The organism is Paenibacillus sp. NRS-1782 (assembly GCF_050467685.1).
In the GTDB taxonomy this organism is placed as follows: Bacteria; Bacillota; Bacilli; order Paenibacillales; family Paenibacillaceae; genus Paenibacillus; species Paenibacillus terrae_A.
In genome coordinates this window covers 16,138-33,826 of the sequence record NZ_JBITPH010000005.1, presented here as the reverse complement: position 1 = coordinate 33,826, position 17,689 = coordinate 16,138, and the positions used below count along the sequence as shown (strand labels likewise).

Here is a 17,689-nt window from a genome sequence, read left to right as displayed (position 1 = left end):
CACCCTGATCGGGGAGGAACTGTTTTCTTTCCTTCATCAGGGTGTTTTTTGCTGTCACTTTGTCTCCTGAGGCACGCGGATACCAGTAGGAATAACACTGTAAGATTATAGGGAGAATAGGGGGAATTCAATTTTATTTATAGTATAATGGTTACTTCAATATGGATGGAAAACAGGGAAAGAGGGAACGGATGCCTACTATACTGGTTGCTGACGATGATGCGAACATTCGTGAACTTGTCTGTTTATTTCTAAGGAACGACGGATTCACAACGCTCGAAGCCGCGGACGGCAAGGAAGCACTGACCGTCTACTCCTCAGCGCATGTCGATCTTGTCGTGCTCGATATTATGATGCCGATTATGGATGGTTGGACGTTATGCAAGGAGCTCAGAAGAGCCAATCCTGATCTTCCCTTACTTATGCTGACTGCGAAAGGCGAAACATGGGAGAAAGTGAAAGGTTTTGAACTGGGGACAGATGATTATTTGACGAAACCATTTGATCCACTGGAATTGACAGTTCGTGTTAGGGCACTACTGAAACGATATCGGATTGGCTCCACGCAAACGATCCAGTTCGGCAACGTCATCCTTGATCGGCAGACCTATAAGGTGATGAGAGGGACGGAGTCGCTCACGTTACCGCTCAAGGAGTTCGAATTGCTGTATAAGCTCGCTGGAACACCCGGGCAAGTCTATACGCGTGAGCAGTTGATTGATCAAATCTGGGGGATTGATTACGCTGGAGATGATCGAACGATAGACGTACATATTAAACGTCTGCGTGAACGTTTCGCCACTACAACCGATTTTCGAATCGAAACCGTGCGCGGGCTTGGCTACCGGCTTGAGATTTACGAATGATCAGATCCTTATATATACGTGTTGTTCTGACATTTCTGGTCTCCGTCATCGCGGGCACAATCATTGCTTTTTTAATTACATTTTGGGTGTTTGAGGAAAAATTGAACGAAAATTTGCACACCACCTTACTTAACTTTGGTCAGGACATCGTCCGGGTTTACGAAACCATTCCGTTACGTGAAGCGAACTTGTTCGTAAGTGGAATGAAACAACTCGATTCCTATCATATTCGAATTTTCGATGAAACAGGTCAGTTCCAGTCTTACGGAACGCTTAACGGACAAAATCCTGCTACGGTGACGATGGATCAAGTAAAGAAGGTATTGGGTGGAGAAGTGGTTCAAGTCAATCCGAGTACGGTTGCAACGAACTTTTTGGGACTGCCATTAAAAACGGAAATGGGCACGAAAGCGATGTTTGTGGAGCCGCTCACATCTCCTTCCTCCTCTTTTACCGTAAAATGGTTACTTTCTTTTTTGACCTATTCGCTGATTGCAGGAAGCTTATTGATCCTGATTGCCGCTGTATTCCTGATCAGGCCGATCAAAAAGCTGACAACAGCGACCAAGCGAATAGCAGCTGGAGATTTCAACGTAAAGCTGAATATTAAGCAAAAGGGTGAGCTAGGCACCTTGGCTCGCAGCTTCGAAGAAATGATGCACGATCTGCAGCAACTTGAACAGATGCGCAAGGAATTTGTATCGAACGTGTCGCACGAAGTTCAGTCGCCGCTCACCTCCATATCCGGTTATGCTTTGGCGCTCAAACAAGTGGACATTGCAGATCACGAGCGAAGTCGTTATCTCGATATTATCATCGCTGAAGCAGGACGAATGTCCAAGATGAGCGATAGCCTGCTCAAGTTAAGTTTGCTTGAATCACAGTCCCGGCAACTGCGGCTCATCACCTTCAGCCTTGATGAACAGATCAGACGAGTCATCGTGGCGATCCAGCCGCAATGGTCGGCTCGCAACATACGTTTCGACCTCCATTTGAAAGCCGTTCAATTCATGGCTGATCACGATCTATTAAACCAGGTATGGACGAACATCATTGGCAATAGCATCAAATTTTCCATGGATGGCAGCATAATTAACGTCAGCATCAAGCAAGATATCAAAAATGTGACAGTCCGAATATCCGATACGGGCATTGGTATTTCCACCGAGGATCAGAAGCGTATATTTGAACGGTTTTTTAAGGCCGATCGTTCCCACAGTCGCAAGTATGGTGGTAGCGGTATGGGACTTGCCATCGTTAAACAGATCGTATCGCTTCATCAAGGCGACATCCGAGTGGAAAGCGAGCCTGGCCGAGGAACGACCTTCATTGTCATCTTGCCAATCACAGCGCCGACAGATTAGTTCAATTCATATGCACCATTCGAATGGTCTAACTGCATTCTCATGCTACGGCATCATGTGCACGCTTCCTTGCATGTGACGCCGCAGCATTTTTTTGCTTGTTCATACTCCGTTCATATTGTCGTCATAGGGAGTACATCTTCGTCGTATAAGCTTGTCCTTAACGGCACATTTTAAAGTAGCCGAATAAACAAATGAGGTAGGAGAAGATGAGAGTGGAACACAGAGAGGTCATAAAAAGGAGGGTAGGCACGAGTACAGGTAGATAACGAGCTTCAAACGTCGCTCAAACCCCTCGTGCATAAATGATGAAAAAAATATTTACCATTATACTTAAATCCGTGGGAGTTATAGCCATAGCCATAGTGCTTTTTCTAGCCATTGTTTTTATCGTTAATATGATCTCCAACAAATCGGAGCAAGGAAAAATAGAACCCTATGGCCAGTTAGTACCTGTAGATGGGAAACATATGAATGCTACCATTCAAGGAGAAGGCAAAGAAACAGTCGTGCTCCTGCCTGGTTATGGAACAGCAGCACCAGCTCTTGATTTTAAGCTACTAGTAGATGAATTATCACCATTTTACAAAGTTGTCGTGATCGAGCCTTTCGGTTATGGATTAAGTGATGGAACCGACAAAGAGCGAAGCACTGAGAATATTGTAAGTGAAATTCATGAAGCTTTACAGCAGCTTAATATTAACCGTTACACGCTAATGGGCCATTCCATTGCGGGCATTTACGGACTGGATTATGTGAACAAATATCCTAACGAAGTGAGTGCATTTGTCGGAATTGATAGCAGTGTTCCAACACAAGGTGGAATGGATGTTAAATTCCCAATAAAAACGTTTGAATTTCTTAAAAAATCAGGTCTTTTAAGATTGATCAAGAATCTAAGTGGTGACCCATATGCTTCATTATCATTTGATGATCAAACCAAAGAACAAATGAGAATGATTTCGAATAAAAATGGCAATAATACCACGACTTTGAATGAAATGGAGCATATTTCTTCTAATTTTACAGCAGCTGAAAATTTAACGTTCCCCAAAAATCTTCCCGTTATATTCTTTTTACAAGCGAATAATACGGATATTAAAGGTTGGTTACCACTGCATGAAGAGCAAGTCAAAAATTCTGTACATGGCAAAGTGATGACATTTGAAGGAGGACATTATTTGCACCATACCAGATCAAAGGAAATCGTTGAGAACTTCAGGGCATTTATGCAAGGAATAAAATAAGTGCGATGAAAAAGGCACCTTCATATCCTCTTCAAGTAGACACTCAAAAAAGTCCACATGGTATCATGTTGAGGAGTTGTGTTCAATAAAATGGTATGGTAATATACATTTACTTTAATGATTGGGGTTGAGAAGGATAATGTAGGATTTTCTTGCTGATCTATAAACTAATAAAACATTTAGTACGATTGGTTTCGCATGTTTTATTGCTTTATAAGCAAGAAAGTTACATTTTCTTTTCACTCAAACGTTAGGTCCTTAATCATCTGCCTTCCATTGGGAGGCTGGTTTTTCTGTATCTATTTGAGCTGCGAGAAATTAACTTTCTTGCGGCTTTTATTTTTTTTACAGGAGGACAACTTGATGTCATTAATTAATGTTACCAACCTGACGTTTGCCTATGAGGGCAGCTACGATAACATATTCGAAAACGTGAATTTTCAGATCGACACCGATTGGAAGCTGGGGTTTACGGGAAGGAACGGAAGAGGGAAGACCACATTTCTTCAGTTACTGCTCGGCAAACATGAATACAGTGGAGCTATCTCTGCTAATGTCAATTTTGAATACTTTCCGTATCCTGTGCCAAACAAGAATAATCATACGCTGGATGTAATCAACGAAATCTTTCCGGACTATGTTCACTGGCAATTCATGCGTGAGCTCTCGTTGCTGAAGGTTGATGAAGACGTTCTATATCGTCCATTTGCTTCTTTGTCAAACGGTGAGCAGACGAAAGTGCTCCTGGCCGCCTTGTTTATTAAGGAAAACAGCTTTCTGTTGATCGATGAGCCTACGAATCATCTGGACATGAATGCCAGAAAATGGGTCAGTAATTATCTGAATGCCAAAAGCGGATATATTCTGGTTTCTCACGACAGATCCTTTCTGGATAACTGTGTGGATCACATCCTGTCCATCAACAAAGCTAATATTGAGATTCAAAAAGGTGATTTTTCCAGCTGGTGGGTGAATAAGAAGAGACAGGATAACTTTGAATTTGCACAGAACGAGAAGCTTAGAAAAGACATTAAGCGCCTATCGGATTCTTCCAAGCGTACGGGGAACTGGTCTCACGAAGTGGAAAAAACCAAAAACGGAACCAGAAATTCCGGCTCCAAGGTAGACAAAGGCTATATTGGTCATAAGGCTGCCAAGATGATGAAGCATTCTAAATCCATTGAGCAAAGACAGCAATCGGCGATTACCGAAAAGTCCAAACTGCTGAAAAATATAGAAAGCTCGAACACCCTGGAAATCTCACAGCTTGCTTATCATAAAAATGTGCTTGCTGAGCTTGAACAGGTCTCTATATTTTATGGAGAAAAGCAGGTTTGTGCAGACGTGAGTTTTACGATTGAACAGGGGGAGCGAATCGCGCTTTCGGGTAAAAATGGCTCCGGAAAATCAAGTATCCTCAAACTCATCTGCGGCGTGGATATAGACTACACTGGCAGCTTCACAAAGGACAGTCAGCTAAAAATATCCTACGTGTCCCAAGATACCTCGCATTTGCAGGGCAGTCTGACAGATTACGCCCGGGACAATGGGATTGACGAGAGCCTTTTCAAATCTATTCTGAGAAAGCTTGATTTCTCCAGAGTGCAATTCGAGAAGGATCTATCCGCTTATAGCGGCGGCCAGAAGAAGAAGGTGCTGATTGCCAAAAGCCTGAGCGAGCAGGTTCATCTGCATATTTGGGATGAGCCGCTGAATTTCATCGATGTCATTTCCCGTATGCAAATTGAAGAACTGCTACTGGAGTATTCGCCAACGATACTTTTTGTGGAACATGACAGCGAGTTCTGCAACAATGTCGCAACAAAGATGGTTGAGCTTTGACCAGGGAGTATTTAAGGAGTTCTCGCCTCGTGGGCGCTACGTCCGAAGAGCCGCATCCTTTAAGGAAGTGTGAATTAACGGCTGTCCCTTGGTAATAATATTTAGGAGAGGGTGTTGTGAGCGAGAACAACCAGGAGTACGAATATGTTGCGCTTAAACCAACTATTAGAGGAGGAAGAAGAATGAGTTTAACATTATCCTTGGATTTTCAGTTCACGACATCGATCGAGAAGGTTTGGTCCGCCTTAACCGATTCAAGCAAGCTTGCCAAGTGGGTCATGGAAAATGATTTTAAGCCCGTCGTAGGACACCATTTTCAGTTTCGCACGCAGCCGACCGAATGGTGGAATGGAATTATTGACGGCGAAGTGCTTATCGTGGACGCACCAAACCGGTTGTCCTATACTTGGGAAAGCGGAGAGAAGCACACGGTCACCTGGACGCTGCAGGATTTAGGGGACGGAAAGGTTAACCTTCATCTCGAACAAACCGGAATCTCAAATGATCAAGCACTCGCAGGTGCTAAGTATGGTTGGAGTAATTGGTTCGGCGAGTTTGAAAAGGTGTTGGAACAATAACCGCATTGGGTACTAAAGCATCTACTTCCCCAATGCTAAATTAATGAGTACGATAGTGAAATAGCCCAACATCATAAAACAGATCACTAATGGTATCTATATGCCCATCAAGTGATCTGTTTTTACATGATGAGTTAATTACTATAGTTGTAGTGATTAAGACTTTATTTTCTCATCTTGGTCTGTCGCTTTGAACTTATGAAGTTCAGTTAATGATCCCGAGCGTTATGAGCGTCTTTGCAGTATGAAGTGGTGGCAGGAAATGCCTGCGGTAAAGCAAAATCAGGTTTACATTACCGACTACTCCGAGTTTGCTGTGACGGAACCCATTTCGATGCCCTATCAATTGGATATCCAGATGAATTGTTGCTGGAGCGGAAGATGCCGAACGGACTATAGGATCATATGATTGTGGAGCGAAAAATGCTCATGTGAGATGGTTGTATTGCTTTAGAGTTCTACCCTGCGGGGTAGGGCTTTTTTTGGTTCGTTCTATTTAGTAAATAGTCTGTGCTTGTGTGATGGAAATTGGTCACTAGTCTTTCAATTATTCATAGTGAAATATTCGCTAAAAATCAATATTGATATTTCCAATAGGATATTCTTATTTTGAGGAACAAAATGCATCTACGAATCCGAAATTTACAGAAAGCTTATATCAAGAAGGAGAAGATGAATATGAGTATCTTGGAGGATTTATATTATGGCGAATGGTATCCAAGTGAACGAATCAGGACGAAAAACCCTGAGCTTGAACTAACCCATCAGAAAATATCCGCTTCTATGGAAAATCTAAAAGCAAGATTACCAGAACACGACTATAAATTAATTGAAGAACTATCGGATTTAAATGATGTTCTAATTTCTATATTATCTGCTTCTGATTATATTTCTGGGTACAAAACTGGAGCTTTGATGATGTTAGAAATATTTGATGGGAGAAATTATCGAAACTAAGGTACACCTTTGTAAAGTAAAAAGAAAGGCCGGACGCAATAGCGTACCGGCTTATTTATGTGAGGTTGTTGTTTCAAACTCATCATGTACTTGTGAATCAAACATATTGCAAGAGATTGATTCGTCTTATAATTTTATGATCATATAACTGAAATAAGATATATTTTCACGATTATTCAGCTGAATATGAGGAGTTAAAGAGGTGCTTTTTTATAATTAAGAGGGAGCTGTATTTGATAAATATAAGTCATAGGGATTAAGTCTTCTTATTCTTATAACAATTAGGAGTAGAGCAAGATAAGCCAGCTTATGATTATGATGAATATGACAAAAAAATTGTAGGAAATATGTGGATTCTCAGCAAGAATGGTGTTACTGATCAAGAAGCAGCCAAAGCAACTATGGCCTATAATGAAGCACTTAAAAATGGAGACATTAAACTAGATAACGAATCAGAAGATGTGGATATTAACTTGGTGCAAATTGAAGCGTTCAAACAAGGGTATAATCCATGGACGGGAGAAAAACTATCTGAATGGCACGCGAAATCTCTTATTGTCAGTAGTGTATTTTCTAGTTTTATGGGGATTAGAAATCTTAGTGGTGGTTGTGTTAAAATCAATAAAGGTTTTAAGATCAAATCTGGATCAAATAGAATTTCAAAGGCTGATTTTAAAAATGGCAACACCAGTTATGTAAAGAATATTACTATTATAGGTGGTCACTCTCCAAAGATAAACAACGGAAATCCTAACTATGCAGTTGAAGAAATAGTAGTTAATACTGATGGCACAAGAAGGGTTAAATACACAACGCAATTTCCAGATGGAAATCTGTCAAAAATTAAAACAAGCACATTATTTCCAAATACATGGTCTGATGATGCTATTATTAATGCTATAAAAAAAGTTGAAGATAGCCCAAGTATTGGAACACGAGATGGGATAACTCTTCACAGAAGTACAATAAATGGGATCGAAATAGAGGTAATGAAAGATGGAAATAAAGTAATCTCAGGTTTTTCTACAGGTGGTGTTCACACACCAGGTTTTAACTAAATAATATGGCTCATTAATTAATTTAATGGAGGAAACTAAATTGTATACAGATTTAGATGAATTTATAACAGAATACCAGCATACTACTGATTTTTGGTATGATGTAGGGTGCGTTATGGCATCTGAAAAGCTATCAAAGTTCAGTTCAAAAGATTGGCAGGAACTATTAATTATTGTGCATAATAGACCGCTAGAATGGCAGAAAAAACTTGCTTATTGTTTGGATACTTCTTGCAACAGGTATGAACTGGAAATTCTATTATCATTACTAAGTACTGAAGATGAGGAACTATTTGAAATATGCATAGATACTCTAAGAAGCTTTACAACCCAAGAAAGCAAACAAATGATACTAGACAAACCGTCCATATTGAATCGTATAAATGATCTGCTTCCAAAAGCGGGTATTGTCTCTAAGAAGATGTTAGAGGATTTTATAACGAGATTAAATTCATAATGAGCCATTTGATTTTAAAGACTTTTAAATGGACTTCTCCGTTGAGTAACGGGTAAAACGAATGAACTAAACCGACCCCATAATTGGAGTCGGTTTTTACTTGCTGATTGATAACCAACACTTGAAACTTTAACTTCATAATCCTTGGCTAAGTCCTAATATCTGATCATTCACATTTACATTACTTAACCCCCCGTGATAACAAACCACGGATGCAATGTCGAGATCTAAATACTTTTTCAATGAGAGACGAGCGGCATTCATATCCGGTGTGGTCGGGACATGAATTCCCCCGAGAATCCCGTTTACACTGTACATCGAATCCCCGGCAATAAGAGTCTTACTTTGCCTTAAATAAAGGCTGATATGACCGGGAGTATGCCCAGGCGTATGGATGACGCGAATCCTGCCGCAAAACGGCAGTTCCTGACCATCTATTAAGGTATCGTCCACTTTGCCCTTCGGGGGATTCTCAAGGTGACCATCTTTTAAAAGAGGGATCTCCCCCTGAATATACGGCTTATCCAGTTCGTGTGCATATACTTTAATATTATGGCCACACTCCTGCAAAATCTCGGGAATACTTCCTATATGATCCACATCCTGATGCGTCAAAATCACAGCTTTTAGTTTGTCGAACGACACGCCTACCTTTTCCATGGCCACGCGTAAATCTTCAATTTGCCCTGGGAATCCTGTGTCTATTAAAACAGCCATTTCTCGATCCCACAAAAGAATGGGGTGAATCATATTCCCATGAAAATCTAGATGAAGCATTGCTACTCCCTTTGAAATTTCCACAATATCAGCCTCCGTTAAATGAAATGATACATACAGTATTTTGCTCGAAAACTTATTTATCCACCACTTTCCTGTTTCGGTTGATTTCTCTTTGTAAACGTACTGAGACCACAAAAAGATACGGAGATTGCAATGGAAGTCTCATTGATTAATTCTTGTTGAATTTGTGCTAGTCGGCTACAAAGAGGAACACAAAGAAAAAGAGACCGTCCCCTGTGCAGAGTTCTTTCAGCAAAGAGAGACAGCCTCTTTTTGCTTAGCCATGACATAAGTTCTTGCACTATCGATCATACTCTAACAATCAGAGGTCACGGCTGGGGCTTGTTGTTCCTCATATCCTGGAGGTGATCCAGTCTTCATTTTCACTTGTTTTCATTGAAGGGGGCGAGATCAATTATATACACTTCATTAAAATTACCAATGCGTAATATGGGTATTTATCCCAAATGAAGGCGAGTCAGTGTTGGGTAAGTATACAAATCCAAACTTCAAACGGTGTGCTATTATAACAATTGATACTCGAAATAACTTTAGCTTGCCCGGTGCCATCGCCTAAATAAAAGGAACCCATGAAGTAATTCGTCGAGTGAAGACAATTTAAAAGTAAAAGGAGATATTATGACGGAGAAAAAAGAAATAGAAGATACAGGGTGGAACTTCGACAACAGTTATACTCATCTGCCGGAAACATTGTATACAAGGCTCAAGCCAACTCCTGTACGTTTACCGAAACGGGTCATTCTTAATGACCCGCTGGCAAAATCTCTTGGGTTGAACGGCGCAGCGCTGCGAAGCAATGGTAGCGCTGCGGTTCTTGCAGGCAACGAGGTTCCCGAAGGTGCTGTACCTCTTGCTCAAGCTTATGCAGGACATCAATTCGGGCATTTTAACATGTTAGGAGACGGCCGGGCAGTGCTACTTGGCGAACAGATCACTCCCCTGGGCGAGCGGGTGGATATTCAGCTTAAGGGTTCAGGCAGAACTCCATACTCCCGCAGGGGCGATGGCCGGGCGGGACTTGGACCGATGCTGCGCGAATATATCATCAGTGAAGCTATGCATGCGCTTGGCATTGCTACCACCCGCAGCTTGGCGGTGGTTACAACCGGTGAGTCATTAATCCGGGAAACCAAGCAGCCGGGTGCCGTTCTGACTCGTGTGGCGGCCAGTCATCTGCGCGTCGGAACCTTTCAATACGTCGCAGCATTGGGCAATTCCCAGGATCTCCGGGCCCTGGCAGATTACACATTGCAAAGACATTATCTGGAGGCTTACGGTGACGAGAACCGTTATCTTTTCTTGCTACAAGAAGTGATCAAACGTCAGGCAGAGCTGATTGCCAAATGGCAGCTCGTCGGCTTTATTCACGGGGTGATGAACACCGACAATATGGCCCTCAGCGGAGAAACGATTGATTATGGTCCTTGCGCCTTCCTGGATACCTATGATCCTGAGACGGTATTCAGTTCCATTGACGTTCAGGGCCGTTATGCCTATGGCAATCAGCCCAGTATTGCCGCTTGGAATCTGGCGAGATTTGCTGAGACCCTCCTGCCGCTGCTGCATGACAACGAGGCACAGGCTATAAAACTGGCCGAGGATGCAATTGCAGATTTTACCGAGATGTATAACCGTAATTGGCTCATGGGAATGAGGGCGAAGCTGGGTATTTTTAATGAAGAGTTGCAGGATCTATCTATTATTGAAGGCCTTCTCAGTATTATGCAAAAGTATCGTGCGGACTACACCAATACCTTCCGTGCCCTAACTTTGGACAAGCTTGAAGGTGCAGCCCTGTATGGCACTGAGGAATTTGTCCAGTGGCATGAACAGTGGCAGGCGAGACTGGGTAGACAGCAGGAAACGAAAGCCTCTTCGCAACAACTGATGCGCAGCAGTAATCCTGCGTTAATCCCACGCAACCACCGGGTAGAAGAAGCACTGGAAGCGGCGGTCAAACAAGAAGACTACAGTGTGATGGAGCGGTTTCTTGGAGTTCTTGCGAATCCTTACGCGTACTCTCCCGAACAGGCTGATTACTCAACACTGCCTGAGGTATCCACCCTTCCTTATCGAACCTTTTGCGGTACCTGATTTGGAAACTTTAAAAGGGCATGTACTTAACTGAATTGATTAACCTAAAATAAAACAAATTTAATCCCCTTGGGGTAACAAGCATATGGTGATTTTCGGAAAATGACCTTATGTATGCCAACCTCAAGGGGATTATTTCATATTTAGAGGTAGGTATAGTGAGTTAAAACTAATATTTGCTTAACATGTTTAGTGCATTTTTTTTAATAGTTTTTAGGTATATTATATTAGGGAATCGGTTCCAAGGAGCCTTTCTTCATTCAAAACTAAGTACATATACCTATTCGTTGTCGTGTTAATATCTTTTTTTGTCGAAGTGTTTTAGAGGGAGATGATAAAGAACGGAAAAGGGGAAGTTAATTTGTCGAGTGAACAATCATTGGCAAAGCGAAGCGGTTCACAATATGCAAGTAATCCAGACTATGAATTGGAGATGTTGACTAATGAAGAAGTTTGCAGGAAAGCCATGGCACGTGGGAAGGATGCTCAGCAATAATTTTAAAACGAAGCTGATGGTCGCTTTTATTGCTTTTTTGATAATACCGTCTATCATTGTTGGGGCTCTATCATTTGTAAGCGCCAGTCATGAGATTCAAGCGCAGATTGAAGATAGCGCCGAGCAGGCCATTATCCGCACTAATTATATTATTGATAGCGCCATTTCACCCAAGGTGCATGATGCAGAATATTTCGCTGAAAGGCTAAAAGGCAACCTGGTGGAGACGGAGGAACAAGCGGCGAATTTGGAAGAATTCTTTAAGCAATATATTGCACTCCATCCTGAAACGGAATCCATTTATTATGGAACGAAGGATGGTAAATATACAATCTATCCACAGAAGGAATTACCGGATAATTATGATCCCCGAGTCAGATCCTGGTATGAGCAGTCCATAAAGGAACAAGCAAAAACAGCGATTAGTACGCCCTATCTCTCCGCATCCTCCAAGCAAATGACGGTTACGGTGTCCAGAGCCACGACGGATGGTTCGGGTGTTATTGGCATCGATCTGAAAGTTAGTGGTATTAAGGAGACACTGAACAAGATTAAAGTAGGTCGTGAAGGTTATGCCATATTGCTGGACAGTGAGCGCACTTACATTGTTCATCCGACGAAGGAGCCAGGCAGCAAAATTGCAGATATTGAATCACGCATGTATGAGAAAGACGCTGGTGAATACGAGTATCAGTATGAAGGTCAGTCCAAATATATGAACTATGCGACCAACAAGCTGACAGGCTGGAAGATAGGCGGAACGCTGTATTTATCTGAAGTGGATGAAGCAGCACAGCCGATTTTGATCAGCACCTTGCTTACAGTCGTCGGGTGTCTTATGGTGGGTATAATCATTGTCTATTTCCTGATTCGTTCCATCATCAAACCTATTTTAAAATTGAAGGAGCAAGCGGTTAATGTGAGCGCAGGGGATCTGACGCAGGACATTCAAGTGAAGAGTGAGGATGAGATTGGACAATTGGGACTGGCTTTCCGAAACATGCAGGATAATTTGCGATCTGTCATTCAGAACGTAGGGGAAAGTGCAGATCATGTCGCTAGATCCTCGAACGAGCTAACGGTAAGCGCAGAACAAACCAGTGCTGCAAGTGAGCAGGTATCACAGGCTGTTCAGGAAATTGCCAGTGGAGCAGAGAAGCAGACTACAGGCCTGGAAAATAACTCAGTAGCCCTTGATGAAATTGCACAGGGAGTCACACAAATTGCGGAACGCTCAATCTCGGTAGCCGATTTGGCCAGACGATCCTCTTTACAAGCAGAGGAAGGACGGAAATCCGTAGAGCAAACAGGCGAACAAATGAATTCGATTCACGATTCGGTAGAGCAATCTAACCAAATGATTCAAGCCTTGCAAGCCCGCTCTCAGGAAATCGGTGAAATTACCAAGGTTATTGGTGAACTATCCAATCAGACGAACCTGCTGGCCTTGAATGCAGCGATTGAGGCGGCTAGAGCAGGTGATCATGGCAAGGGCTTTGCCATCGTTGCTGATGAGGTGCGCAAGCTGGCAGAGCAATCGCAGGAATCTGCAACACAGATTGCCACATTGATTGCCGAAGTTCAGCATGAAACGGAAACCACGGTTCAGACAATGAACCGTGTTACGACTGAGGTTCAGAATGGGCTGCAGATTTCCAAAGAAACCATTGTCAAGCTGGGAGACGCGATGGAAGGCATTCGGGAGACCACACCTCAGGTGGAGGAGGTCGCTGCGATTGCACAACAGATATCAGCGAGTGTACAAGAGATTGCAGCGACAGCCAACGAACTGGCGACAATTGCAACCGGTAATGCCGCTACATCTGAGGAAGTCGCCGCTTCCTCGCAAGAGCAGCTGGCTTCCATGGAGGAAATATCAGCCTCAGCCCAGCAGCTATCAACAATGGCTGCTGAGCTGAAGTCGATGATCAGTCGTTTCAAATATTAAAACGTACTTGAACCCTATGGAATCTATAGTACAATGAATGCTCGGGACAGCTCTTTAAGCCTTATGGCATAAGGAATCTGTCCTGAGTTTTTTTATATTCTCATTCTTACAAAGTAGGAAAATTACAGGAGGAAGAACATTTGGTTCGAGATTTGTTATTATATGCTATCGTGATATTATTCATTATTTTTACTTTTCATCCATCTATTACATTTCGGCGCCCCAATCTGATTTCTCAGCTCATTCGGCAGACGATCACGCATGTTTTTTATGGAGTGACCGGAATTCTGTTTTTATATTTTGGCATAAGTGATAGAGCTTTGATGACTTGTGTTCTGGAGCTAGTGATGGGTCTGATGTTCATCGCTTTGTTTGTACGCGTTGGGATCATTAAATATACAAATGAACAACGTTTACTGGACCAAAACCGTGATCTCCTAAATGTGCTTCGGGTTCAACCTGGCTTTACCTTCAGGCTGGAGAAAAGCGGCGACGAATTTTATTATAGGCTGCTGGAAGGAGGCTTGCTGGAGCGCATGGGTCTGAATATGCAAGTCAGCTATAATCGTAGGGAGCATGTGGAGCGACTCGGGGACATTTTTGAGCTATCCTCTGAAACACTAGAGCAGCTTTGTGAATATTACAAACAGGCATGGTTCGGTGACCGGACGGTATTTGAGCTGGAGTTTTGGGAATACTCGGTTTTAATTACCTTACATCCGGTCAGGGAGAACGGGATCACCAAGCATGTCATCGGTCACGTCATGGATATTACGGAGTATAAAGCTTCCAAGCAGAAAGGAAAGGAGGTAGACGAGGCTAACCATGCCAAAAGCGTTTTTTTGGCTCATATGAGCCACGAAATTCGCACGCCGCTGAATGGTGTTATCGGTCTGTCCAAGCTGTTGAACAAGACGGAACTGACTGCTGTCCAAAAAGACTACCTTGACAAGCTGCTCGCCTCCTCACGAACCCTCTCATCCATGCTCAATAATGTATTGGACTTTTCCAAAATGGAAGCAGGCAGTTTGGAACTGGAAAGGCTGGAGTTTGAGCCGGAAAAAATGCTTCGGCATCTTGCAGATACGGTGGGTACTTTGCTGGAACACAAAGAAATAGAGATCATTTTTATAACGGACCCCAAATTACCCAAAAGTGTTAAAGGTGATCCATTGCGGATGGAACAGGTGCTTTTAAACCTTCTGACGAATGCCGTCAAATTTACGGATCAGGGACATGTATTGTTAGAGGTGAACATGCTAAGCCAGCAGAACGGACGGGTAGCGTTGTCCTTTATGGTGGAGGATACAGGCATAGGTATTTCGGAGGTGGGTGTGAACAAGCTGTTTGTCCCTTTTACCCAAGCGAATACATCAACCAGCCGCCGATATGGGGGCTCCGGGCTGGGTTTGGCCATTAGCAAGCATTTGGCTGAAGCCATGGGCGGGAATGTAGAGGTTGAAAGCCGATTGGGGGAATACAGTCGGTTTTACTTTAATGTCGAGCTGGATATCGGGGATCTACATCCAGAAGGCACTCAGATAGAAAAACAAATAAACGGCAAAGCCTTAATTGTTGTGCGGCATGAGCTGTTGAGATATAGTCTGAACGAATTACTGCAAAGCACAGGATTAGAAACATACACCATTTCATCCTTTCAGGAATGTGTGCAAGCTTTTCAGAATGGCGAATATTTCGATTTGGTTATGATCGACATGGGAATGAATGGCTTTAGAGAGCTGGATACACGGAGACAATGGCTTCAATTGCTAAATAGACAGATGACTCAGGTCATTGGACTTACAACAGTGTTCCAGATGGAAGGGATAGCGACTGGGGACGAGGATAGCAGGGTGGATGCCTTTTTGTCCAAGCCCGTGACTCGAAACGCTGTATTGGAGGTTATCCACTGGAGGCTGGAAAAGGAAAAGATAGTGTCTGTAGATGTTAATACTCTGGATACATATACGATGATGAGCCCTCGTTATGAAGGAGAGATTAGAACACAGAAGTATCAAATTCTCATAGCGGAGGACAATGAGATTAACCAGGTGGTAATTACCGAGTTCCTGGCAGAGCGCGGTTTTGAAGTAACCATGGTTGCAAACGGAAGAGAACTGTTAGAGTCAATGGAGCTGCGTTCCTGGGATATGGTAATGCTTGATCTGCATATGCCGGAGATGGATGGCTTTGAGACAGCCAGACATATTCGCAGAAAGAAAGCTTTTAACAGACTTCCAATTATCGCCTTTACGGCCGATGCTGCGCAGCATGAACAGGAGGTTTGCCTTCGTTCAGGCATTAATGCTGTGCTGCTCAAGCCTGTCCATGAACTGAATGCTGTAAGAGTGTTAAACAGCTGGATTCATTTAGCATGGCTGCAAGAATTACATGGTGTTCACGCGGAACAGGCGATAGCCGGGATGGATGGAAAGGTATATATTTTCCAATTTGCCCTTTACAAATGGATTCAGGAATACCAGCATCTCGATAAAAGATTGACGAGGAAAATGGACAACGGACAGTTATCTGCCGCTCTCCGATTAATCCACTCGCTTAAGGGAGGGGCAGGAAACCTGTTTGCGTCCGGGCTGTTGTCAAAGGTCATAGAGTTGGAAAAGGGATTGAAGCGTAGCCATGAAATCTCACTGGGGGAACTGTATCCAGAGTGGCGAGAGCAATTGAGCTTGGTTCAAAAGGAGATTAACCAAATCAAGTCATCGGTTCCCTGGAACTGATTGTGCTATTGCATAAATTTATAACCAATTCCCCAGATGGTCCTGATTAATTTTGGCTTTTTAGGGTCTTTTTCGATTTTCCTGCGCAAATGGTTAATATGTACATCTACAGCCCTCTCATTAATAAAGGAGTCTGTGCCACGAAGAGCTTGAATCAAGGCATATCGACTGAATACAATTCCCCGGTTCAAATAAAAAAGCTTCATAAGCTCAAATTCCGAAAATGTCGTCTCGACAATCTGCCCATCAACGGTAATCATTCTTCGCGCCAGATCCAAAACAATGTCTGTTTCAGGCTCGGCTTCAGGCGCAAGGCCCCTTGCCTGTAACCGTGTGATTTCAATACGACGGAAAAGAGCCTCGATTCGTGCCTTTAGCTCCTGCATACTGAAAGGCTTGCAAATATAATCGTCCGCTCCCAGCGTAAGTGTACGGATGCGCTCTGAGATGTTGTTTTCTGAAGAAATCACGATGATTGGCACATCCGTATGCCTGCGTACCAGTGGGCAGGGATTGACGCCATCCAAATCTGGAAGCAGCAGATCTAGCAAAATAATATCAGGCTGCACCATACCCAGCCAGGCAATTCCCTCAGCCGCCTGTTCCACTCGGGTAACGTTATAACCTTCTCCAGTCAAATACAAGGACAGGGTATCTCCCAGCATATTGTCATCTTCAATAATCAAAACATTAGACATGATGATGTTTCCTTATCTTTCTATCAAATTCGAGCCAAATGGTTAGGATAGGTTCAATGCATTCCAAAACTTTTGGCAGGTTCTTTTGATAGAGTAACCCCCTTTGGGCAGTCTGTCAAAAGAACAGGGAGATCGGGCAAACCAATAGCCGGGCAGAACGAATTTATACTTTTTTGATATGGAAATGCTCTATTTATAAAATTTTCAGTTCTATTCCGACATTTTTCGATGAGAATTAACAAAATGCACCAAGCTCCCGACACTTGATTTCAAAAATTTAACAAAACATATTAAAAGCGTGCATTGACTTTAAGAAAAATTATGGTATTTTATTACATAGGAGTGACATCCACTGATAGGCCCCTTAGAAAACCCTACCATTTAATCTTCTAGAATGTAATTTACCTCCATAGACTATTTTGCATATATTTTCCGTACTCTAATCGTTCCAGTGATCGTACTCATGATTTTTTGGTGTGGCTACCCCATTGAAATTCGGACTGTCTTCTCTTTTCAGCTTACATATTTACACTTTTTTTGCTTTC

General features: G+C 42.7%; 13 protein-coding genes. 11 read left to right on the top strand and 2 right to left on the bottom strand.

What is annotated here, in order from left to right; translation table 11 throughout:
* The first annotated feature begins 191 nt into the window (after positions 1–191).
* The 8 genes from ACIFQM_RS01715 to ACIFQM_RS01680 all read left to right on the top strand — a co-directional run bounded on the left by ACIFQM_RS01715 (position 192) and on the right by ACIFQM_RS01680 (position 8,369).
* Complete coding sequence (locus tag ACIFQM_RS01715) at positions 192–866, top strand: response regulator transcription factor (RefSeq protein WP_430040076.1); 675 nt, start codon at positions 192–194, stop codon at positions 864–866.
* Entirely contained in the window at positions 863–2,230 is a 1,368-nt protein-coding gene (locus ACIFQM_RS01710) for a sensor histidine kinase (protein WP_430040078.1), read from the top strand. The genes ACIFQM_RS01715 and ACIFQM_RS01710 overlap by 4 nt, the downstream gene beginning before the upstream one ends.
* Before the next feature lie 305 nt (positions 2,231–2,535).
* Positions 2,536–3,477, top strand: a complete 942-nt coding sequence (locus tag ACIFQM_RS01705; protein WP_430040080.1) for an alpha/beta fold hydrolase — start codon at positions 2,536–2,538, stop codon at positions 3,475–3,477.
* 363 nt (positions 3,478–3,840) lie between these two features.
* Positions 3,841–5,319 carry an Lsa family ABC-F type ribosomal protection protein gene (locus tag ACIFQM_RS01700; RefSeq protein ID WP_430040082.1) on the top strand — a complete coding sequence of 493 codons (1,479 nt, stop codon included), beginning with the start codon at positions 3,841–3,843 and terminating at the stop codon, positions 5,317–5,319.
* Between the two features lie 182 nt (positions 5,320–5,501).
* Positions 5,502–5,897, top strand: coding sequence for an SRPBCC family protein (locus ACIFQM_RS01695; protein WP_430040145.1), 396 nt, complete (start codon positions 5,502–5,504; stop codon positions 5,895–5,897).
* Positions 5,898–6,575: 678 nt separating this feature from the next.
* The gene (locus ACIFQM_RS01690) at positions 6,576–6,854 is read left to right on the top strand and encodes a DUF6809 family protein (RefSeq protein ID WP_137063106.1); all 279 of its coding nucleotides are present in this window, start codon (positions 6,576–6,578) and stop codon (positions 6,852–6,854) included.
* A gap of 347 nt (positions 6,855–7,201) precedes the next feature.
* Positions 7,202–7,912, top strand: coding sequence for an EndoU domain-containing protein (locus tag ACIFQM_RS01685; RefSeq protein ID WP_430064933.1), 711 nt, complete (start codon positions 7,202–7,204; stop codon positions 7,910–7,912).
* Positions 7,913–7,952: 40 nt separating this feature from the next.
* The gene (locus tag ACIFQM_RS01680; protein ID WP_430040086.1) at positions 7,953–8,369 is read left to right on the top strand and encodes a hypothetical protein; all 417 of its coding nucleotides are present in this window, start codon (positions 7,953–7,955) and stop codon (positions 8,367–8,369) included.
* Positions 8,370–8,504: 135 nt separating this feature from the next.
* Here the strand turns inward: ACIFQM_RS01680 and ACIFQM_RS01675 are convergent, their stop codons facing one another.
* Complete coding sequence (locus ACIFQM_RS01675; RefSeq protein ID WP_430064931.1) at positions 8,505–9,170, bottom strand: MBL fold metallo-hydrolase; 666 nt, start codon at positions 9,168–9,170, stop codon at positions 8,505–8,507.
* A 618-nt stretch (positions 9,171–9,788) separates the two neighbouring features.
* Here ACIFQM_RS01675 and ACIFQM_RS01670 point away from each other — a divergent pair.
* The 3 genes from ACIFQM_RS01670 to ACIFQM_RS01660 all read left to right on the top strand — a co-directional run bounded on the left by ACIFQM_RS01670 (position 9,789) and on the right by ACIFQM_RS01660 (position 16,446).
* Positions 9,789–11,264 (top strand): protein adenylyltransferase SelO, encoded by a 1,476-nt coding sequence (locus tag ACIFQM_RS01670; RefSeq protein ID WP_430040090.1) that lies wholly within the window; start codon positions 9,789–9,791, stop codon positions 11,262–11,264.
* Between the two features lie 443 nt (positions 11,265–11,707).
* The gene (locus ACIFQM_RS01665) at positions 11,708–13,708 is read left to right on the top strand and encodes a methyl-accepting chemotaxis protein (RefSeq protein ID WP_430040092.1); all 2,001 of its coding nucleotides are present in this window, start codon (positions 11,708–11,710) and stop codon (positions 13,706–13,708) included.
* Between the two features lie 140 nt (positions 13,709–13,848).
* Entirely contained in the window at positions 13,849–16,446 is a 2,598-nt protein-coding gene (locus tag ACIFQM_RS01660) for a response regulator (protein ID WP_430040094.1), read from the top strand.
* 5 nt (positions 16,447–16,451) lie between these two features.
* Here the strand turns inward: ACIFQM_RS01660 and ACIFQM_RS01655 are convergent, their stop codons facing one another.
* Positions 16,452–17,144 (bottom strand): response regulator transcription factor, encoded by a 693-nt coding sequence (locus tag ACIFQM_RS01655; protein WP_430040096.1) that lies wholly within the window; start codon positions 17,142–17,144, stop codon positions 16,452–16,454.
* Positions 17,145–17,689: the final 545 nt, after the last annotated feature.